Raw genomic sequence first — 21,858 nt, 5'->3', positions numbered from 1 at the left:
TTCGATTTGGTACCTTTATTGTATAAGATAAAAACAAAACTGTAAGCGCTCTCATAACAGAACGTCAAATATGCAAAATTAGTTACAAAAATAGGCAGACGAAATACAAAAAGCTGCTTCTTAAATACGAAGCAGCTTTTTAAGTTCTTTTGCATATGTACGGCTAACCGGGACTTTTGATCCCTCTTTCATAATTAAGTTATAAGTCGAATTAAACCACGGCTGTATCTCAGAAATATGATTAATATTAGCAACGAAACTACGATGAACACGCATAAAAATTGTTTGTGGTAATTTCTTTTCCAAAATGACAAGCGTATCATGTGTTACATATGTTTCTTTCATTGTTTTTACAGTTACTTTCCCATCTACAAGCCCTACATAAATAATATCTTCAATGTTAACAAGTACAATTGATTCCTCAATTGGTAATGCTAATTTATGCATCTCGGCCGTTACATCTACACTCTTTACATCTTGCTTTGTTTCTAACTTTATTTGCTTTTGTTTTTTATATTTCTTTAATGTCTGTACGATACGTTCTTCATCAAATGGCTTTAAAATGTAATCTAACGCATCTACTTCAAATGCTTGCAACGCATATTGATCATATGCAGTAGCAAACACAATTGAAGGTGGGTTTTTCATTTTCTTTAATATATTTGCGATTTCAAATCCATTATCATCAGATAATTGAATATCTAGAAAAACAATATCTGGTTTGTTTTTCATTAATTCTTCTAATGCATCCTCTACACAATCCGCCTCACCAATTATCTCTACTTCTTTTGTTTTCTCTAATAAATATTTCAATTCATCCCGTGCTAACATTTCATCATCAACTACTAATACTTTTAACACTCCGTTTTTCCTCCTCTACTTTTTTCGGAATCACAAAGAGGATCTTTGTCCCTTGCTCTAATTCACTTTCAATTTGAAGCATTGTCTCTTTCCCAAATAACCCGATAAGTCGTTCATTAATATTATATAAGGCTGTTCCCGTCCCTTTCTTTGATGGAACTACCATTTTTCCTAATTGCTCTAGACGTTCACTCTCAATCCCTTGTCCATTATCCTTTACTTCAAAGTGAACCATCCCTTCTTTTTCAAACACATGTACCTCGACTTGGCACACTGGCTGCTTTTTCGGAAAAGCATGGCGCAATGCATTTTCAACTAATAGCTGAAGCACAAATGGTGGAACTAAAGTCACCTTTAGTGCCTCTTCAATGTACATCTTCACTTCATACTTATTCGGAAACCTCGCTTGCTCTAACGATAAATATGCATGTACATGATTCAACTCTTGTTCTAATGGAATAAGTAATTGTCGTGCCCCTTGCAAATTACAACGAAAATAAACGCTAAGCTGCAATAATAATTTTCTCGCTTTCTCTACATCTGTTCGGCATAAAGCTGATACTGTATTAATTGCATTAAATAAAAAATGCGGATTGATTTGTGCTTGCAACGCTTTTATTTCTGCATCTTGCAATAACTTACTTTGTAACTCAGCTTCACCTAACTCAAGCTGTGTGGAGAATATTTTCGCTAGCCCTTCCGCTAACTCTTCTTCAACACGACTTAATTGATTAGGGTTTTTAAAATAAAGTTTTAATGTTCCTATCGTATTTCCATGTGAAGTTAATGGAATAACAACTGCCGCTTGTAATGGACACCCTTCATGTTGACAATTAATAATCTCACGTGATTTTGCCTTCATTATTTTCCCTGTTTTTAATACTTCTTTTGATAAACCTGTTATTAAACTGTGTGAAGGAATATGATGATCTGATGCTAATCCAACGTGAGCTAAGATTTCCTCTGTATCTGTTAAGGATACCGCATCTGTTCCCGTAAAGCGGTGAATAATTTGTGCCACATGTTTACAAGACTCTTCTGTTAACCCTTGGCGGAAATATGGTAACGTCTTATCAGCAATTCGTAATACTTTATGCGTTTGCAAAGCTTTTGCGTTTTCTTCTTGTCGTAAAATAGCTAGTATCATCGAAAGTAAAATGAAACTGCCAAAACTATTTACAAGAATCATCGGTAGCGCAATTGTTTTCACAACACTAAGTCCATCTTCTATAATTAATAGAATCATAAGCATTTCTAAAGTAACGATAAAAACACTTAAAATCGCAGAAAATTTAGGAGTAATAGTACGGTTATATTTTTTGAAAATGTATCCAATATAACCTGTTATAATCCCAGCCAAAATTGATGAAATTGCACAACTTACTGCCGTCGTCCCACCAAGCATATAACGATGAATACCCGCAATAGAACCTACTCCAATTCCGACGATAGGACCGCCAAGCAATCCACTAATTCCAACACCCATGATTCGTGTATTCGCAATTGTGCTGGATGATGAAACACCTTGTAACCAATTTTCATTCATAATAGTATTTCCTGCTATTTCAATCCCTGTGTAATTGCTTACAATTGTAAACACTGAAAAAATACAAATAAGCTTAAACTTATCTACATATCCGTCTTGCTTATGAAGAAGACGCCGGAACGTTTTAATATGAGAAAGTAAAAATCCTAAAATAACAATAAGTCCGACGCGTTCAATCATCATAAGTACTAAATTTAGCATCTGTGATTCATTCCTTTTTATATTAGTTAGTTTTATTATGGGAAAATAATGAAGCGTGCGTCAAGGAGAATGAAATGTTTTTTGAAATATTTTACACATAACTATCCCCTCTTTATTTGACAATCTAACAGAAGAGTGCTAAAAATAAAGTAATATAATACAGTCCTTTAACCCAACCCCGTGAGGTTGAGAAGGAAGTCGGAATATACTATACGTATGGTCTTTTTTAGGGATACGTATGCTTTTTTGGCCTTCTCATCATATCAGGTGAGAAGGCCTTTTGTTATTCTTCCATAGCGACTGTAGAAGAAAATAAGGAGGATTAATGATGAACGTCACTACTGATGTACAATCAACAACAGAGGAGACGAAAGAGAAAAGATATAAAACATTGTTTGGTTCTGCGCTAGGATATGCAGCAGAAGGTTTAGACATGTTGCTCTTATCTTTCGTACTCGTCTACATTTTAAAAGAATTTCATTTAAGCCCTGTTGAAGGTGGAAACTTAACATTAGCTACCACAATAGGAATGCTAATCGGGTCTTATTTATTTGGATTTATTGCTGATTTATTTGGGCGTATCCGTACGATGTCCTTCACAATCTTACTATTCTCACTAGCAACAGCACTTATTTATTTCGCAACAGATTATTGGCAATTATTAATTCTTCGCTTTTTAGTTGGAATGGGAGTTGGTGGTGAATTCGGGATTGGGATGGCCATCGTAACTGAAACATGGTCTAAAGAAATGCGCGCTAAGGCGACATCCGTTGTTGCACTTGGATGGCAATTTGGCGTACTAGTCGCTTCACTCCTTCCGGCATTTATCGTCCCACATTTCGGATGGAGAGCTGTTTTCTTATTTGGACTCATTCCCGCTCTACTAGCTGTTTACGTCCGCAAAAGTTTAAGTGAACCGAAAATATGGGAACAAAAACAACGATACAAAAAAGAATTGTTACAAAAAGAAGCTAAAGGTAATTTAACAACTACTGAGGCAGAACAACTAAAGCAAATGAAAAAGTTCCCACTTCGAAAGTTATTTGCCAATAAAAAAGTAACGATAACAACAATTGGTCTTATTATTATGTCATTCATCCAGAACTTCGGATATTATGGAATTTTCACATGGATGCCAACTATTTTAGCGAATAAATATAACTACACATTAGCAAAAGCGAGCGGTTGGATGTTCATCTCTACAATCGGCATGCTAATTGGAATTGCAACTTTTGGTATTCTAGCCGATAAAATTGGCCGCCGTAAAACTTTTACAATCTATTATGTCGGTGGTACTATATACTGTCTCATTTACTTCTTCTTATTCACAGACTCAACATCATTGTTATGGGGAAGTGCACTGCTTGGATTCTTTGCCAATGGCATGATGGGTGGATTCGGAGCAGTTTTAGCTGAAAACTATCCTGCTGAAGCTCGCTCGACAGCAGAGAACTTTATTTTCGGTACAGGACGTGGGTTAGCTGGATTTGGACCTGTTATTATCGGCTTACTTGCTGCAGGTGGTAATTTAATGGGAGCATTATCTCTCATCTTCATTATCTATCCAATAGGTTTAGTTACAATGCTATTATGTGTCCCAGAGACGAAAGATAAAGTATTAGAATAGATTGAAACTGTACGAAATGTTTATCCAAATACTGTCCCCTCAGGAAAAGTATTTGGATAAATAGCAAAGAGGAAGCATCTCAAATGAAATGCTTCCTCTTCTTATATAAATACAATTATTTATTTTGATTTACTAGCTTTTTGAAACAAGAAGCTAGTTTTATCTTCTTCTTTTACAATACCTTGTTTTAACGCTAATTCCCCTGCGACTTTAGGCGCTAGCCATAGCATTGGGAATAACAGAATAGATACCGGAACAGCCGTCACTACAATGAAGGATTGTAAGGCGTTAATACTTCCCTCACCCATATATAAAAGAATCGCCGCAACTGCGCCCATAATAAGCGACCAAAAAACTCGCAAACTAATTCTAGGATCTCCATCTCCAGTCACTGCCATTGAAATCGAATAAGCCATTGAATCTCCTGTTGTCACTACAAATAAAATTGTTAATAAAAGAAATGCAGGTCCAATAATATTAGATAGTGGCAGTTGCTCTGTAATTGCAATCATAGCCGCTGGCATACCAGATTCACTTAATGCGGTCGAGATAGAACCAGGATTCATTAACTCATAAAACACACCTGATCCCCCTAGTATAGTAAACCAAAACGTTGTAATAATAGGTGCAATAATTCCAATTGCAACGATGATTTCTCGGATTGTTCTTCCTCTTGAAATTCGGCTCACTAAAATTGCCATCATCGGTCCATATCCAATAAACCATCCCCAGAAAAAGATTGTCCACGATCCTAACCAAGCTGTATCACCACGATATGTGCTCATTGGAATAAATTCATTTATATAAAATCCAAACGAAGAAACAAATGAATCGATAATAAATCCACCTGGTCCAAATAGTAATACAAATACCATTAATAGAACTGCTAACCTAACATTTAAATTACTTATAATTTGAATCCCTTTATCAATTCCTGTTACCGCAGATATAGTAGAAACAGCTACTACACAAACAATAATGGCTAATTGAGTAGTAAACACATCAGGAATGTTAAACAATGCTTGTAACCCATAGCTTGCTTGCAAGCCTAAAAATCCGATTGGACCAATCGTCCCTGCAGCTACTGCAATAATGGCAAATACATCAATCATCGTTCCAAGCCAACTCTTTCGCAATTTCTCTCCAAAAATAGGATATAAAAGCGTTCGAGGCTTTAAAGGCATATCTTTATGATAATGCCCGTACATCATAACTACCGCACTAATTGTACCTAAAATCGTCCAAGCCAGGAAACCCCAGTGCATATAACTTTGTGCTAAAGCAGGCATTACCGCTTCTTTCGTTCCAGCAGTTATACCTTCATGTATTGGTGGCACCGTCATCAAGTGGTACATCGGCTCTGCGGCTGCCCAAAAAACGCCACCTCCAGCAAGTAATGTAGACATAATAATAGCGAGCCATTTTGTCGTACTAATCTCAGGTTTTTCTAATCCCCCAAGTTTAACTCTCCCATATTTCGAAAACGCCATACACATTGCAACAACAAATGTACCAATTAATAAAACCTGCCAAAAGGCACCAAAATATTTAATTGAAGCTGCAAAACCGCTATTAATGGCTCCCTCTACGTAACTTTTATTTAAAATAACTGCAATTACAAATAATAAAAGTGAGCCACCACTAATAAGAAATACAGGCCAATCCGTTTTTCGACTCTTCATCCTCATTTACACTTCCTCCTTCCTCAGCAATCTAAAAAAACAACTTTATTATGTTTTCTTGTTTACACCCAAAACACAATGATTATATAAGAATAATAATTCATCAATTTCCTACACACTTATGTTGTCCCTAAAAATATGCTAAATCCCTTATTTAAAAGAAAATTTCTATTCCTATTACATAAAAAAGCAAAACAAAAGACCTTATATTTCTATAAGGTCTTCGAAACAGAAATTTGATTATAACATAAGGAACTCCTTGGTTCAAAAAGTCCTTTCCAAAAATAACCGATAGTAAAGGCTTCCATTTGCTACGTAACAGTAATTAAAAAAAATTATATTTTGCAGAAAAAAAACTATACTAGCTATTATTTATGAAAGAAATTCGGCTTCAAAATTTCATTTGGATACGGTTTATGATAAATATGAGTGGTAGCTGGCGACAACGGTGGAATGAGCCACACCCAATTACCTGTTACAACCCGTCCACATGCCACTTCCTGCTTCTCAAATTGTTGAAATTGTTGTGCAGCTGTATGGTGATCCACAATACTAACTCCTTGTTTTTTAAAAGAATGTAAAACAGCCACGTTTAATTCAATTAGCGCCTTGTCTTTCCATAACGTACCGTTTCTCGATGTATCGAGCTTCATCATCTCCGCAACAGCCGGAAGTAAATTATAGCGATCATGATCCGCTAAGTTACGAGCCCCAATCTCCGTTCCCATATACCATCCATTGAACGGGGCTGCCGTATAAGAAATACCACCAATTTCTAAGCGCATATCTGAAATCATTGGAACCCCATACCATTTTGCTCCAAGTGACGAAATCGGGTATTCTGGGTGTTCAATTGGCACTTCTTTTACTTCTTCTCTCGGAATTTCTTTATATATAGGTGCCTTCCCGTTTATAGAAAACACAAGTGGCAATACATCGAAATTCGTACCTTCTCCTTGCCAGCCAAGTTCCTGACAAAAATCCGTAAACTCAGTGGAATGAGCGTCACCAATCACTCCCATTTCTGTTTTATATCCTGCATACCGAATCAATTGGTGATTATAAATTCGTATATTATTTTCTTCACCTTGATATTGCTTAAAAATTGTAATTGTCGGTTTAACTTTCCCATCGTTCGTTGCATATTTAATATGATGAATTAATGCATTGTATACACCTTCCTCATCATTTACTTCACGTGCATCTAATATGTGCATCTTACTCCAAAATAGTCTTCCGATACATCGATTACTATTGCGCCATGCCATTCGTGATCCATGAACAAGTTCTTCAAATGTATGCTCATACGTCCCCGTCTTCTCTATTTCAATTTGAATTTCTTTTATTCTCTCTTCTATGAATTGTTCTTTATTAAGCTCTTTATAGCAAACCGTAATAAAATGACTCGCTTCCTCTATTAATTGTTTCGTTTTACTCATAAACGATCTCCTTCTATTTCAACAAAACGTTACTACTTTACAGTATAAGCAAAAAGAATAAGAGTCACAAATGAAAGTCGAAGTGTTACTTTTATTGTAATATTTTTCAGAAAATTAAAGAGATTACTATTGACTTGTATAAAAAATAGGTGTATTTTTGACTCAGGTAAATTATTTTTACCTAGACCAACTTTTTTAATAAGAAAGGAGGGAATGTTATGTCTTCATTTCAATTGCCAAAGCTTTCATATGACTATGATGAACTAGAGCCATATATCGATAGCAACACGCTTTCTATTCATCATGGAAAGCACCATGCGACATACGTAAATAACTTGAATGCCGCTTTAGAAAACTATACGGAATTACATAATAAATCTTTAGAAGAGTTACTATGTAATTTAAAAACTTTACCAAAAGAAATTGTTACAGCTGTCAGAAATAACGGTGGTGGACATTATTGTCATAGTCTTTTTTGGGAATTAATGAGCCCGCGAGGTGGCGGTGAGCCTAATGGAGACGTTGCAAAAGTAATTGATTATTATTTCAATACCTTTGACAACTTAAAAGATCAACTTTCCAAAGCAGCTATTAGTCGTTTTGGAAGTGGCTATGGATGGCTTGTTCTGGACGGTGAGGAACTTTCCGTTATGAGTACACCCAATCAAGATACACCTTTGCAAGAAGGTAAAATTCCATTACTCGTCATCGATGTATGGGAACACGCCTATTATTTAAAGTATCAAAATCGGCGTCCAGAATTTGTTACCAACTGGTGGCATACGGTGAACTGGGACCGGGTAAATGAAAAGTATTTACAAGCAATTCAATCACAAACACATTAGTCGTGCGTATAAGGTAAATTTGGTAATGTAAAATTAGTATTGTCGAAATCCTCCAGAATCCCCCGGATTGCCACCGGGGGATTTATGATTATTTCATTGTATTTATGTAATAAAGTAAAACTTTTTCCGTCTCTAATTTCAACTCTCGGAACGGGAATCCTAATTCACGAGCCTTTCCATTATGTAACGTACAATTAATCACTCCATTATAAGGAGCTATATTCTCTCCTACTTCTTGAATGAGCGCTTTTATCCCGGTATTCTCTTCTATGAAACGCATAACTTCTCTGGTAGAAACCACCCCGTTACTACAAGCATTAATTGGCCCTTCTATGTCCTTCATCCCGCACCAAGCTAAAAATTCTCCTGCTTCTTTTTCATGTATAAATGACAACTCTCCATCTACATGATCCACAACGATAGACTCTTGTTTCACAACATGTTCAACGTAAGATTGTAATCTTTTCGTATAATCGTTTTCTCCAATAACGACGGGAAATCTTACCGCAACGACTGGGAATGTTGCATGTTGAAATAAAACTGCTTCAGCTAATCGCTTACCTTCACTATAATTGAAATCATTCCTACCTCCATACGTAATTGTATACTCGTACGGATTGAAGTTTTCTTCTAACAGGCCTAGCGCAGGCTCATAGACAGCCATTGAAGATGTCATAATGTATTTCTTCGTTTTTCCTTTTAGCACTTCACATATTATCTTCGCTGCATTCGAGCTATAGCATAAATTATCGTATACGATATCATAACTTTTACCTTCAAAACGCTCTTCTAGTAGCCTCTCATCTTCTCTATCTACAATCAGTCTTTTTACTGCACTTCCAAAGGGATCTTCAGTAACTCCCCTCGTCGCAATCGTTACATCATGTCCAGCTTGCAACAGTACTTCTACTAAATGTTTACCAAAAAATCTTGTTCCCCCTAGCACCAATACTTTTTTCACCTTCATCATCCCCGTTTTTACAAATTGTAAAATACTACCTCTATTATTATAAACGCTAAAATAAAAAAACATGGAATCAGTTTAACGATTCCATGTTTTTTCTACACACGATACATTAACGTACTCGATATTTAAAAATACAATAGCAGCAATATAAAATAGAAATTACTGATACATAAACCCATAGTTCATATATGAATCCCTCGCCCCATACTCCCATAAAATAAAAGAGTGAAGGCAACGTCAATGTTACCCACGATTGTACAAAAGCAATTCTGCCAAGATATTGATTGATATTCTTTTTTTGTGCATTTAATACAAAGAATAAATACCAAAGTAATGCCCACATAAACCATGTTAACGCATTAACAACATCGTGGAATTGAACAAATGAAACAACCATATAGAATAAAGCAATAAGTGCTACCCAAATACAGAACCAGCCTAGTCCACTACTATCCATTCCTTTAATAAAAGTAACGCCTACATATAAATAAGTTAAACCAAATAAAAAAGTAGCTGCATATGAATATACCGTCCAATTACTTTGATCAGAAATCATAATTAAATAAAACGGTATAATAATTTGTAACGCCCCTACAAATAAATTAAAAACACCTGCACTTTTCATCTCTACTTTTCCTAATATGACAAGACTATTTAAAAATAAAGCTGCACCTGAAAGTAATAATCCTACGTAACCCATATATATTCGTGTGAAAATCTTTCCCTTTCACACTTTTAACCTCCCCACAATATAAAGTGATACTTTATCCTGCATTAACGAGCAGTAAAACCCCCACCTCAAAATTCAGCTAGAGCAAAGAAGTTAAGTGGGAGATCAACTGCCCGTAAAGCCCGATTGGTGAAAGCTAATAATCAGTGGGGATGAACAACCCCCACCCACTGATTAAAGTTTCACTTTATTATTTTTCTTCCTATTTAAAACTACATACATAATTTTTAATCTGAATAAGTTAGACTTCCTACCTTAAAAAACAACAAATTTAAAACGCTTTCAATAATAAATAACCCTATCAAAACATGAAATAGGATTCCTTGATTATAAACGTACTCTAACAATGATACAAGTGTTGGAATACTTTTCAATACTACGTTTTGAATTTCTATAAAAAATTAGTAGAATGATACATTTTCCCTATCTCATTCTATTAATTTTTTGCATAGAATATCGTACACTCATATTAATTTAGAAAGGTTTGATATTTATGCCTCTTCATTATCCAAATCATTTTGTTTTTCACTCCACAGGTGTATTAACAAGAGAGCTCGCAACTGTTTCAGCAGTAGTAAACATTGTAAATTTAGATGCATATTACACACACCATGTAACTATAGAGGTTTGGGATTGGTCTAACTATTCTAATCCTGTAAAATTACCTGTACTACTTGGTGAAAATACGGAAGTAGCATTCCCATATATTTTACAAGGCAACCACTTAGCAGTTTTTTATGCTGATTTAGATGACTCTATTGATTTGTATGAAATTCGTATTTCTTATCCTGGCCACTCCAATATTGTTGCAAATTGTTTTGGGCGAAGTATCCCGCCATATACAAGCCAAGAAGGTAATACAGTATACCATAAACAACTCGTTCGAATTCATTAAATCTCCCCCTATTATGTGAAAGGGGCTGGTCAGTAATACATTTATCTTTATAAGATAATCGTATTACTGACCTAAAGCGTGATAGTCAATCTTGATAGTTTCTCATTTTGAACACTTGCTATTTATATGAAGAAAGTAGTGGATCCTTCTTAAATTACTTTTGGATGTGGAGATTTATGTTCACACCAATCATTCAAATTTTACAAATTGATTTTCCTGAATTAGATCTTATTCATTCTGTATCGACAGGGTATGGTGGATTGCTTGGTGCTGCAATTAGTGCCAAGTCCGATATACCATTTATTCTAACTGAACACGGTATTTATTCTCGGGAGTGTGAAGAAGAAATACTACAATCTACTTGGATACCAATTGAATATAAAAAAAGATGGGTTTCTTTCTTTCATCACTTGTCTCATCAAGCATATGAACAAGCCGCTGATGTAATTACGTTGTTCGGCCGAAATAGTGCATATCAAAAAGAATTAGGTGCTCCGGCCCATAAACTAAAAATCGTTCCAAATGGCGTTACTTTATCTGACTATAAAGGGTTACGTAAACCAAAATACAATTCGGATAAACTCATCATTTACGCTATTATACGAGTTGTACCAATTAAAGATGTAAAAACAATGATTTATGCAGCTAAATTATTATTAGAAAAAGATATTCCATTTATATTTTACTTACTAGGTCCTGATACGGAAGAAGCAGAATATGCTCAGGAATGTCGTGATTTAATTCAACAATTAGGATTAGAAGAGCATGTAATAATGACCGGCAAAGTAAATATTAAAGATTACTTAAAACAAACAGATATTCTCGTATTAACAAGTATATCTGAAGGACAACCATTAGCCTTGTATTATAAAATTGTGATGCTATTTTTATTTTTAGCTTTAAACATCATTTGGATTCAATCCATTTATTTAACAGCAGCTAAAGATTATCAGTCCATCGCTCTTGCATTTTTAATTGGTTCCATTTTCTCCTTATCTGGAATTGCACTTATCGCTTACTGGCATCCAACACTTGGAATAGAACACGGATTGGCCCTATTACTTTTAATTTCTTTTACAATCGGGACTTTCATTACATTAGTGTGGTTAAGTATAGTTATTGTACGAATGTTTCCAAATAGCGATGCTACTGAACAATTTACCTTTCTTTCTTATTTAGATAAATATCCAGAACTATTTTGGTCAAGCTTACTTTACAATATTGGCATTTGGGTATGTAACTTTGTTATTTGGTTCGGAGAAGGGCGAGGAAATATTGAAAACATGTTTATTTATCATCAAATTTATGATACATCTGTTTTCTGGGCTTATTTAAGCATTATCCCAACCTATATTTTCTTCGTAGTATCCATTGAAACAAGGTTTTATGAACGGTATAAGAAGTTCTTCGGTTCAGTTAACAATGGGGCGACATTAAATACAATTTTACAATTAAAAGAATCAATGAACTTTGTCCTAAAGCAAGAAATGGAACGAATACTTCGTAATCAAGGTATTTTTTCTTTACTTATTATTTTTATAATATGGATGTTTAGTTCACAATCTGGGAACGTAACACTTGAATACTCTATTTTGCAGCTGACTATAATTGGTGCTTATGCAAACGGGATGGTCCTTGTTATCACGTTACTACTCTTATATTTTGAAGATCGTAAAGGGGCATTTCGAACATCAGCCCTGTTCTTTTCTGCAAATTTGTTATTAAGTCTTCTTCTACTTCCATTTGGGTTCAATGGTTACGGTATTAGTTTTGCACTCGGATCTTCTATTACATTCTTATATGCTATTTCTAGACTCTTTACTTACATTAAAGATATTGATTACTATACGTTTTGTCAGTCAAATACTCCTATAAAACGGCAAACTTTCTTTACTAAATTTGCTAATAAACTTAATGGAAATCAATAAATAAAAATGACCTTTTGCTCCCGCAAAAGGTCATTTTTTTATCTGTTTATTAAACTTCTAGATAGCCATTTTTGTTATTTGATTGCCATCTCCAAGAGTCTGCACACATCTCTTCTAATCCGCGTTTTGCTTCCCATCCTAATTCACGCTTCGCTTTCGATGCATCTGCAAAACATACTGCCACATCGCCAGGTCGACGCTCCGTAATTTTATAAGGAACTTCTTTTCCCGAAACCTTTTCAAATGCTTCAACCATTTCCAACACACTATAACCAGTACCTGTACCGAGATTGTATGCATCTATCCCAGTAGTGCCAAGTACCTTTTCAAGCGCCTTTACATGGCCATTTGCTAAGTCTACAACATGAATATAATCACGGACACCCGTGCCATCTTTTGTTGGATAGTCATTTCCAAATACACTTAATTCCTCTAACTTCCCTACTGCTACTTGCGTTACATATGGCATTAAGTTATTTGGAATTCCGTTTGGATCTTCTCCAATGCGTCCACTTTCATGTGCACCAAATGGGTTGAAATAACGAAGTAATGCAATACTCCATCCTGCATCTGCAAATGCTACGTCACGCATAATTTGTTCAATCATTAATTTCGTTTGACCATATGGATTCGTTGCACTTAATGGAAACTCCTCCGTAATTGGTGATGTTTCTGGAATACCATACACTGTTGCAGACGAACTGAAGATCATCTTCTTCACATCATGCTTCTGCATCACTTCACATAGCACTAATGTGCTTGTAATGTTGTTATGATAATACGTTAACGGAATTTCTACTGATTCCCCTACAGCCTTAAAGCCTGCAAAGTGAATAACAGCTTCAATTGTATTTTCTTCAAAAATCGTATCAAGTGCTTCTCGATTTAAAATATCTTCTTTATAAAATTTAAACTGTTTTCCTGTTATCTCTGTCACTCGATTTATAGACTCTGCTGAGCTATTCGAAAGATTATCTACTACTATAATTTCGTAACCGTTTTTTAGTAATTCTACGCATGTATGACTACCAATATATCCTGCTCCACCTGTTACAAGTATTGCCATAATTATAGTCCTCCATATTTCATTCATTATAAACTTCTCAAAGTATATCACATATTTCTTATCATATGTTTATTATGCGAACACAGAAACTTACATTTTATCCCATGATTTTTAGTACAATACACGATTCAAATCAGGTAATAAAAAAACGCCACATAACAGACATCGCGTGGCGTTTTTTGATCAAATTACGTAACAATATACACTTAGAAAATGTGCAAGACTACCTAACAATACAAAAACATGAAAAATTTCATGGTGTCCCATATATTTAAACTCCAACCATTTTGGCTTCGCACCGTAAATAAACCCACCAATTGTATAAAAAATGCCTCCAAGTACTAAGAAAATAATACCTCCTGTACTTAGATTCTCAGCTAGCGGTGCAAAGAATAGAACAATTAACCAACCCATCAGAAGATAAATTGCTGTCGATAACCATCTTGGACAATTAAACCAAAACATTTTAAAAGCAATACCACAAATTGCCGTTGCATAAACTAAACAAAATAATAGTAAACCATTTGCCGAATTTAATGTAATTAAGCAAAAGGGTGCATATGTACCTGCAATTAATATGAAAATCATAGAATGATCTAGCTTCCTAAAGAAATAAATAACACGTTCACTGGCTACGACACTATGATACACAGCTGATGCCATATAAAGGACCATCATCCCGATACCGAATAAAATAACAGCTGTAATTGCAGCAACAGATGGCATCTTAACAGAAACTTTCACAAGCATAGCTAATAATGCAATAAATGATAATACAGCTCCTCCTAAGTGAGTAAATGCATTAACCGGTTCTCTTACATAAACATTCATATAAACACCCCTCATATAATTACATGTAGTTTTCATAACTACATGTAATTATATACGTATTATCCGTACGGGTCAACATTTACAATTCATTTGTTTCGTAATACCATATTTAAAGATATACTAAACATTAAGTTCCACTAAGTTATAAAAGTGAGGGGTTCTACGTGGAAAATATAAATAAATTACTTGAATCATTACATTTAGAAAAAAGTATTAAACTTGAGGATATCCCAAATGTCGACTTATATGTAGACCAAGTTGTCCAACTATTTGAGAATACTTATGCGGATACAACGAGAACTGATGATGAAAAAGTATTAACAAAAACAATGATTAACAATTACGCAAAAGGGAAATTATTCATCCCTATCAAAAATAAAAAGTATTCAAAAGAACATATGATTTTAATCAGCTTAATTTATCAATTAAAAGGAGCTCTTTCCATTAATGATATAAAAAGCTCCTTAGAAAATATAAATGCACCGTTAATAAACGATGATACATTCGAATTAAATGCTCTATATAAAGATTACCTTTCTCTTACTGACACCAATGTGGAAAGCTTTAAGCAAGACGTGAATAACCGTGTTAAGGAAGTAAACGAGGTTTCTTCCTTAGAAGATCCAAAGCTAGAAAAGTTTTTATTACTAACATCCTTCGTGACTATGAGTAATATGTATAGACGTTTAGCAGAGAAACTAGTTGATGACCTCAAAGAAACTTAAACAAAAAAAACTATCCACCTGTTAGAGGTGGATAGTTTTTTTGTTTACTTAATTGCTTCATGAACCTTTAATTGTTTTCCTTTAATCGTTGTGTTTTTCATATTTTTTAAAACAAGTGGTCCTTTTCCATTTAATATTTCAACGTAAGAAACATTGTCTTGTATTGTAATAATTCCTATATCTTCTGCTGTAACACCTTTAATTTTAGCAATTGTACCGACGAAATCTACCGCCCTAATTTTCTTTTTCTTCCCGCCATTAAAGTACAATTTCATAATTCCTTTGTTTAGGTCTGCATTTTTATCTTTCTTTATAATTGGTTTAGCATGTATCTTTTCCTCAAATACTGCTTTCCCTTTCATAACTTCTTCTTTTGAAGGTGCAAGTGCCTTTGGAATTTCAAAGCCAATGTACTCCTCAATCTCTTCTAAAAATCTATTTTCATACGGCGTCATGAATGTAATAGCTTTCCCGTTATTACCAGCTCGTCCCGTTCTTCCCGTACGATGTACATAACTTTCTTTTTCTAATGGAATATCATAGTTAATAACATGTGTAATATTATCAATATCAATTCCTCTAGCAGCTACGTCTGTCGCTACTAAATAACGGAACTTTCCTTTTCTAAAATCGTCCATAACTTCAAAACGATCTTCTTGTACCATACCACCATGTATTTTGTCACAAGGATAGTTAACCCGCTTTAACTGCTGAAATACATGATCTACATTTTCTTGCGTACGGCAAAAAATAATACAACTATCTGGATTCTCAATCGTTGTTACATCTTTAAGAAGTGAAAGCTTCTCCTCTTCTCTCATCTCAAAAAGTGTATGTTCAATTTTATCTGTTGTAATCCCGGTAGCCTTAATTTCAATATGCGTTGGCGAATCCATATACGTACGAGATAACTTTTCAACATCTTTTGGAAGTGTTGCTGAAAATAGCATTGTCATTCGTTTTTTAGGTAATTCGTCAATAATTGCCTCTACTTGATCGATAAAACCCATATTCAGCATTTCATCCGCTTCATCAATAACTAAATACTTCAAACAATCTAAAGAAAGGGTACCTTTTTCAATATGATCTAACACACGGCCAGGAGTCCCAACTACAATATGTGTTTTTTGCTTTAACTCTAATTTTTGACGTGCAAATGGAGATTTACCATAAACTGCAGCGGCCTTAATTCTTTTGAAACGACCTATATTCGTAATATCTTCTTTTACTTGCACCGCAAGCTCTCTCGTCGGTGTTAAAACTAAAGCTTGTGGCTTATTCTCTTCCCACTCCACCATTTCACAAAGTGGTATGCCAAATGAAGCGGTTTTTCCACTTCCAGTCTGTGATTTCACGACAAGGTCTTTCTTTTGCAAGGCAACTGGAATAACCTCTCCTTGCACTTCCGTTGGATGTTCATATCCTAAACCAGTAAGTGCTCTTACAATTTCTTTACTTAATGCATAATCAGCAAAACTTTTTTTACTCATATATTAACCTCTTTTTATTCTGTATTATTTTCTTTTTTCGCTTTTTCTATCAATGAATCATCATATACCTTATTATCACCTTATTCATTATACTTGAAAGCTCACATAAAAAGGCGAATCATTCGTGATTCGCCCGACTAAACAAAAGGATCTTCTATTTTAAAAATTTTTCAAAAATATTATTCTGCCTTCTGACCGGTAATAACACTTTCTTTCTTCGGCTTCTCTTCTATTACTTTTTCTTCCTTACGGTTCTCATCTTTTGTTTTATCTACATCTACTGCCCTCGGCACACTCTGTATAATTTGTTCATTCGCATTTTGATAATATATTTTAAACTGTTCTTTCCCTTTCGTTTCCCTAATAATTACGTTAAGTTGCTCTTTTACATCCGCAAACTTCTGCTCGTTTTTCAAATCCTCTACTTTAACTAGCATTTGCTTATATTTTTCTTCCTCATCTTTTTGATTAGCTAAAACTTCTCGTTTTTCTTTTGTTTGGCTAATATAACTGAACTAGCAGAATCATTTTCAATTTCCCTCAATAACGAAATTGCTCGGTCTATATTACTTTCCTGTAACGCTTCAATCATTTTATTTGTTTGATTCACCTTCAGCCTTATTCCCGATCATCCTTCTTTTCTTTTAATGCTAATTCAAAAGATGCGACTGCTCTATCGTATTCTTTATTTTCCAATGCTAAATCTCCTTGTTTCTCTGCCTTATCAAATGCATCATTATTGCTACATCCGGCAGTAACCAACAAAGTTATTCCTATTATTAGTATTAACTTTTTCATAGTATTTCCTTAGCCCCCCTCGCTCAAAATAAGAGGCATACATACAATCTTATGCAATTATCGCAACTTCCCTTACTTTTTATAAACGAACATTATTCATAAGAAACCTATTTAAATTCGTTTTTAACGTTATTTTTAAAATATATTAGCTTCTTTTCAAAAAAACGTTAAGAAAATCTTTGACTTCTTACTGAAAATGATGTAAATTATCCTATAGACGAACATTTTCAATCAATAAAAATAAAATATTCGTATTTTAGGGGTGTAAATGATGGAAAACGTATTTGACTATGAAGATATTCAATTAATTCCTGCAAAATGCATTGTAAATAGCCGATCTGAATGTGATACAACTGTCACTTTAGGAAAACATAAATTTAAATTACCTGTCGTACCTGCAAATATGCAAACGATTATTGATGAAAGAATCGCAACTTATTTAGCTGAAAATAATTACTTCTATATCATGCATCGTTTCCAACCAGAGAAACGAATTTCATTCATTAGAGATATGCAATCACGTGGATTAATTGCTTCAATCAGCGTTGGTGTTAAAGAAGACGAGTACGAATTCGTACAACAATTAGCTGCTGAGCAACTTTCACCTGAATACATTACAATCGATATCGCACATGGTCACTCTAACGCTGTGATCAACATGATTCAACATATTAAAAAACATTTACCAGAAAGCTTCGTTATCGCTGGAAACGTTGGAACTCCAGAAGCGGTAAGAGAATTAGAAAACGCTGGTGCTGATGCAACAAAAGTTGGCATTGGACCTGGTAAAGTTTGTATTACTAAAATTAAAACAGGCTTTGGAACTGGCGGTTGGCAGCTAGCTGCACTTCGCTGGTGTGCAAAAGCTGCAAGTAAGCCAATTATCGCTGACGGTGGTATTCGTACACATGGCGACGTAGCTAAATCAATTCGATTTGGAGCAACTATGGTTATGGTCGGTTCTCTATTCGCAGGTCATGAAGAGTCTCCAGGGGAAACAATCGAAAAAGATGGCAAACTTTATAAAGAGTACTTCGGTTCAGCTTCTGAATTCCAAAAAGGTGAGAAGAAAAACGTTGAAGGTAAGAAAATGTTCGTTGAGCATAAAGGTTCTTTAGAAGACACTTTAATCGAAATGGAACAAGATCTTCAATCTTCTATCTCTTACGCTGGTGGAACAAAATTAGACGCAATTCGTACTGTAGATTATGTAGTCGTGAAAAACTCTATTTTCAACGGTGACAAAGTATATTAATTTATAAATTTAACTAGAAGGACAAGCATTTTTTATGCTTGTCCTTCTTTTTCATGTATAAAAATGTAAAATATTTTCATTTAACTGAATTTTCTAGTATTATGTTTTTAGATACTTATAATAAGGGGGATATAACAAATGAAAAATGTAATTGAGAAGCGCCTTATTCGCGCGGAAGTCTCTACTGAATTGACATGGGACCTTTCTGATTTATACGAATCTGACAAAGAGTGGGAAACTGCATTACGTGTATTAACAGACGATATAAAAAAACTTGATGCATTTAAAGGACAATTACACACTAGCCCCGCTACCTTATTAAATTGCCTACTTTTAGAAGAAGAGCTTTTAATGAAGCTAACAAAACTCGGCGCATATGCAAATTTAAAAGAATCCGCTGATCGTACAGATTCAGTTATTCAAGCGAACTCTTCCAAAATTTCCGCTCTAAGAACGAATGTACATACTGCACTATCCTTTATTCATAACGAAATTCTCTCATTTGAGGAGGGAACAATTGAAAAATATTTAACTGAGGAAATAAAACTTGAACCTTTCCGTAAATCATTACTAGAGATACTCAAAAAGAGGCAGCACACACTCTCTCCTGAAACAGAAGAAGCTCTTGCTGCACTCGGCGAAGTTCATAGTTCACCCTACAAAATTTACGGCATGACTAAATTAGCCGATATGGATTTCCCTTCTATACAAGATGAACAGGGAAATGATTTGCCTGTATCGTTTGCATTATTCGAAAGCAAATATGAGTTTTCTCCAAGCGCATATATACGTAAAAAAGCATATTCATCATTTGTTTCCACATTGAAACGATATAAAAATACAGTTGCAACAACATATGCTACTGAAGTAAAAAAACAAGTGGCGCTTTCTCGTTTGCGCAAGTACGAGTCCGTTACCCATATGCTTTTAGAACCTCAAAAAGTTCCACTTGAAATGTATAACAACCAACTAGATATTATTTATAACGAATTAGCGCCTCATATGCGCCGTTTTGCAGATTTAAAAAAGAATGTATTAGGGCTTGATCAAATGCTTTTCTGTGACTTACATGCACCGTTAGATCCTGAATTTAATCCAACAATCACTTACGAAGAAGCTGGCAAACTCATTCAAGATTCTTTAAAAGTATTAGGAAATGAATATAGTTCCATTATCGAAAAGGGCTTCAAAGAAAGATGGGTAGACCTTGCAGATAACGTAGGAAAATCAACAGGTGCCTTCTGCTCTAGCCCATACGGTTCTCACCCTTATATTTTAATTACATGGCAGGGTACGATGCGCGGGTGTTTCACATTAGCTCATGAATTTGGACATGCTGGTCATTTTTATTTAGCAAATAAAAATCAGCGTATTATGAATGTGCGTCCATCTATGTACTTCGTTGAAGCTCCATCAACAATGAATGAATTACTATTAGCCCAGCATTTACTTGCGACTACTGAAGATAAGAGAATGCGCAGATGGGTTATTCTGCAACTACTCGGCACATATTACCACAACTTCGTTACCCATCTACTTGAGGGAGAATATCAAAGAAGAGTATACGCTCTAGCAGAAGAAGGGCAAGCACTCACAGCTACAACTTTAACTGAAATAAAAACGAAGGTCCTTTCGACATTCTGGGGAGATTCCGTAGAAATTGATGAAGGCGCCGGTTTAACATGGATGCGTCAACCTCACTATTATATGGGCTTATATTCTTACACATATTCTGCGGGACTAACTGCTTCTACCGCTGTAGCTCAAATGATTAAAGAAGAGGGACAACCTGCTGTTGATCGCTGGCTTGATGTACTCCGTGCAGGCGGTACAATGAAACCACTTGAATTAATGAAACACGCTGGAGTAGACATGTCAAAACCAGATGCAATCCGTAAAGCCGTTTCTTACGTCGGTTCCTTAATTGATGAATTAGAACGTTCTTATCAAGAATAAAAATAAGCCCTCGCTTTATGAGGGCTTATTCTATATTTACTTTCCAAATCTTTTGCGGTATCCGCACTTTCTACATAGTTCTTCTACTGCAACCCTTTTTGAAAATCCATCCACAATATTGTTCGCTCTTTCACCTTCAATAATATTAGAGAATGAATCATTATTAATATTTCCAAGATTAATAATTCCCTCACCATCTAGACAACAAGGAATAACCGTTCCGTTCGCTAAGATTCCAGCCTGATTTCGAAGACCATGACAGAATCCTTTTCCATCATCCTCTTCTTCATGCAATGCCGGCCACTGGAACTCATAGTCTTGATTAATAAAGACACGTTCCGCAATTTTTATACCTTTTCCCGGTGTAAGCTTCTCTTCAATTTGATAAGATAGATCAAACTCATTTTCAATTATAGATAATAAATCCCTATTTTTTTGGATTTCAGCATTTGTTTTATTATCCTGAGTTAAATTCCATAATCTTAGTGAAACGATTAAGTCCGATTGACTTGTTGCCTCTCTAATGAAAGAAAGTATACTCCTTACATAGCCCTCTTTATCTTGCGAACCTGGGTGTCCATCAAAACTGTGCAGTGAAAAATTCATTTGTCTTAACGCAGGCTTATTTAACAGTCTATGCCTTCTCTTATTAATTAACGTTCCGTTCGTTGTAATATTAACTTTAAACCCTTTTTCATGGCTTAAATCTAATAGTTGATCTATTTTCGGATGGAGCAACGGCTCACCCTTCACGTGCAAATAAATGTAGTCTGTGTGAGGTTTAATTTGGTCTAATCTTTTAGCAAAATCCTCTACAGAAATGAATTGCTTCTGCCTTTCCGTCGGCGGACAAAAGCTGCACGCAAGATTACATACACTCGTAATCTCCAAGTAAAACTTCTTAAACTTCTTCACCTTTAATTCCTCACTTCTATGACTACTTATACTTTTTCCCTCTTCATATTACAGCATATTTTTTTAGAAATAGAAACATACTTATTTTAGGAAATCTACAT

General features: G+C 34.9%; 20 protein-coding genes. 7 read left to right on the top strand and 13 right to left on the bottom strand.

Features of this window, described 5'->3' with window-relative positions; all coding sequences use genetic code 11:
* Nucleotides 1–120: 120 nt before the first annotated feature.
* Nucleotides 121–861: a LytR/AlgR family response regulator transcription factor gene (locus MR066_RS20480; RefSeq protein ID WP_002130151.1), complete on the bottom strand. Its 741-nt coding sequence runs from the start codon at nt 859–861 to the stop codon at nt 121–123.
* The gene (gene lytS / locus MR066_RS20475) at nt 839–2,608 is read right to left on the bottom strand and encodes a two-component system sensor histidine kinase LytS (RefSeq protein WP_002089899.1); all 1,770 of its coding nucleotides are present in this window, start codon (nt 2,606–2,608) and stop codon (nt 839–841) included. The genes MR066_RS20480 and lytS overlap by 23 nt, the downstream gene beginning before the upstream one ends.
* Before the next feature lie 328 nt (nt 2,609–2,936).
* Here lytS and MR066_RS20470 point away from each other — a divergent pair, with 328 nt between their 5' ends.
* Nucleotides 2,937–4,235 (top strand): MFS transporter, encoded by a 1,299-nt coding sequence (locus MR066_RS20470; protein ID WP_242248354.1) that lies wholly within the window; start codon nt 2,937–2,939, stop codon nt 4,233–4,235.
* Nucleotides 4,236–4,354: 119 nt separating this feature from the next.
* Here the strand turns inward: MR066_RS20470 and MR066_RS20465 are convergent, their stop codons facing one another.
* Both MR066_RS20465 and MR066_RS20460 read right to left on the bottom strand, forming a co-directional pair.
* A complete protein-coding gene (locus tag MR066_RS20465) occupies nt 4,355–5,923 on the bottom strand; it encodes a BCCT family transporter (protein ID WP_242248353.1) in 1,569 nt (522 codons plus the stop codon).
* A 362-nt stretch (nt 5,924–6,285) separates the two neighbouring features.
* On the bottom strand, nt 6,286–7,356 hold the full coding sequence (locus tag MR066_RS20460; RefSeq protein ID WP_242248352.1) for a nitric oxide synthase oxygenase: 1,071 nt from the start codon (nt 7,354–7,356) through the stop codon (nt 6,286–6,288).
* Nucleotides 7,357–7,574: 218 nt separating this feature from the next.
* Here MR066_RS20460 and sodA point away from each other — a divergent pair, with 218 nt between their 5' ends.
* Entirely contained in the window at nt 7,575–8,201 is a 627-nt protein-coding gene (gene sodA, locus MR066_RS20455) for a superoxide dismutase [Mn] (RefSeq protein WP_002034977.1), read from the top strand.
* A gap of 88 nt (nt 8,202–8,289) precedes the next feature.
* Here sodA and MR066_RS20450 read toward each other — a convergent pair whose 3' ends face one another.
* Both MR066_RS20450 and MR066_RS20445 read right to left on the bottom strand, forming a co-directional pair.
* A complete protein-coding gene (locus MR066_RS20450) occupies nt 8,290–9,234 on the bottom strand; it encodes an NAD-dependent epimerase/dehydratase family protein (RefSeq protein WP_242248351.1) in 945 nt (314 codons plus the stop codon).
* A 43-nt stretch (nt 9,235–9,277) separates the two neighbouring features.
* On the bottom strand, nt 9,278–9,868 hold the full coding sequence (locus MR066_RS20445; protein ID WP_242248350.1) for an AmiS/UreI family transporter: 591 nt from the start codon (nt 9,866–9,868) through the stop codon (nt 9,278–9,280).
* A 523-nt stretch (nt 9,869–10,391) separates the two neighbouring features.
* Here MR066_RS20445 and MR066_RS20440 point away from each other — a divergent pair.
* Nucleotides 10,392–10,793, top strand: a complete 402-nt coding sequence (locus MR066_RS20440; protein ID WP_242248349.1) for a hypothetical protein — start codon at nt 10,392–10,394, stop codon at nt 10,791–10,793.
* A 107-nt stretch (nt 10,794–10,900) separates the two neighbouring features.
* A complete protein-coding gene (gene pelG, locus MR066_RS20435) occupies nt 10,901–12,721 on the top strand; it encodes an exopolysaccharide Pel transporter PelG (RefSeq protein WP_277929066.1) in 1,821 nt (606 codons plus the stop codon).
* A 49-nt stretch (nt 12,722–12,770) separates the two neighbouring features.
* On the opposite strand, the gene galE is transcribed toward pelG, so the two are convergent.
* Together galE and trhA are read right to left on the bottom strand one after the other, a co-directional pair.
* Entirely contained in the window at nt 12,771–13,787 is a 1,017-nt protein-coding gene (galE, locus tag MR066_RS20430; RefSeq protein WP_061673857.1) for a UDP-glucose 4-epimerase GalE, read from the bottom strand.
* Between the two features lie 183 nt (nt 13,788–13,970).
* Nucleotides 13,971–14,618, bottom strand: coding sequence for a PAQR family membrane homeostasis protein TrhA (gene trhA, locus MR066_RS20425; protein ID WP_002016441.1), 648 nt, complete (start codon nt 14,616–14,618; stop codon nt 13,971–13,973).
* A gap of 164 nt (nt 14,619–14,782) precedes the next feature.
* Between trhA and MR066_RS20420 the strand changes: the two genes are divergently transcribed.
* Nucleotides 14,783–15,343, top strand: a complete 561-nt coding sequence (locus MR066_RS20420) for a DUF1836 domain-containing protein (protein WP_242248345.1) — start codon at nt 14,783–14,785, stop codon at nt 15,341–15,343.
* Between the two features lie 44 nt (nt 15,344–15,387).
* Here MR066_RS20420 and MR066_RS20415 read toward each other — a convergent pair whose 3' ends face one another.
* The 4 genes from MR066_RS20415 to MR066_RS20400 form a co-directional block, all read right to left on the bottom strand.
* A complete protein-coding gene (locus MR066_RS20415) occupies nt 15,388–16,833 on the bottom strand; it encodes a DEAD/DEAH box helicase (protein WP_242248343.1) in 1,446 nt (481 codons plus the stop codon).
* 179 nt (nt 16,834–17,012) lie between these two features.
* Nucleotides 17,013–17,270 carry a hypothetical protein gene (locus MR066_RS20410; RefSeq protein ID WP_242248341.1) on the bottom strand — a complete coding sequence of 86 codons (258 nt, stop codon included), beginning with the start codon at nt 17,268–17,270 and terminating at the stop codon, nt 17,013–17,015.
* Nucleotides 17,271–17,305: 35 nt separating this feature from the next.
* Nucleotides 17,306–17,443, bottom strand: coding sequence for a hypothetical protein (locus tag MR066_RS20405; protein WP_242248339.1), 138 nt, complete (start codon nt 17,441–17,443; stop codon nt 17,306–17,308).
* Between the two features lie 8 nt (nt 17,444–17,451).
* Entirely contained in the window at nt 17,452–17,631 is a 180-nt protein-coding gene (locus tag MR066_RS20400; RefSeq protein ID WP_242248337.1) for a hypothetical protein, read from the bottom strand.
* A gap of 271 nt (nt 17,632–17,902) precedes the next feature.
* On the opposite strand from MR066_RS20400, the gene guaC reads away from it, so the two are divergent.
* Together guaC and pepF are read left to right on the top strand one after the other, a co-directional pair.
* Nucleotides 17,903–18,886, top strand: coding sequence for a GMP reductase (guaC, locus tag MR066_RS20395; RefSeq protein WP_002068771.1), 984 nt, complete (start codon nt 17,903–17,905; stop codon nt 18,884–18,886).
* Nucleotides 18,887–19,024: 138 nt separating this feature from the next.
* The gene (gene pepF / locus MR066_RS20390) at nt 19,025–20,842 is read left to right on the top strand and encodes an oligoendopeptidase F (protein WP_199662994.1); all 1,818 of its coding nucleotides are present in this window, start codon (nt 19,025–19,027) and stop codon (nt 20,840–20,842) included.
* Between the two features lie 36 nt (nt 20,843–20,878).
* Here the strand turns inward: pepF and MR066_RS20385 are convergent, their stop codons facing one another.
* The gene (locus MR066_RS20385) at nt 20,879–21,757 is read right to left on the bottom strand and encodes a radical SAM/SPASM domain-containing protein (RefSeq protein ID WP_002016446.1); all 879 of its coding nucleotides are present in this window, start codon (nt 21,755–21,757) and stop codon (nt 20,879–20,881) included.
* Nucleotides 21,758–21,858 lie beyond the last annotated feature (101 nt).

The sequence above is a fragment of the Bacillus cereus group sp. BfR-BA-01523 genome, from assembly GCF_022662615.1.
Taxonomy (GTDB): domain Bacteria; phylum Bacillota; class Bacilli; order Bacillales; family Bacillaceae_G; genus Bacillus_A; species Bacillus_A mycoides.
Note: the sequence above shows the minus strand (reverse complement) of the source record. Positions and strands in the feature narration are given on the sequence as shown.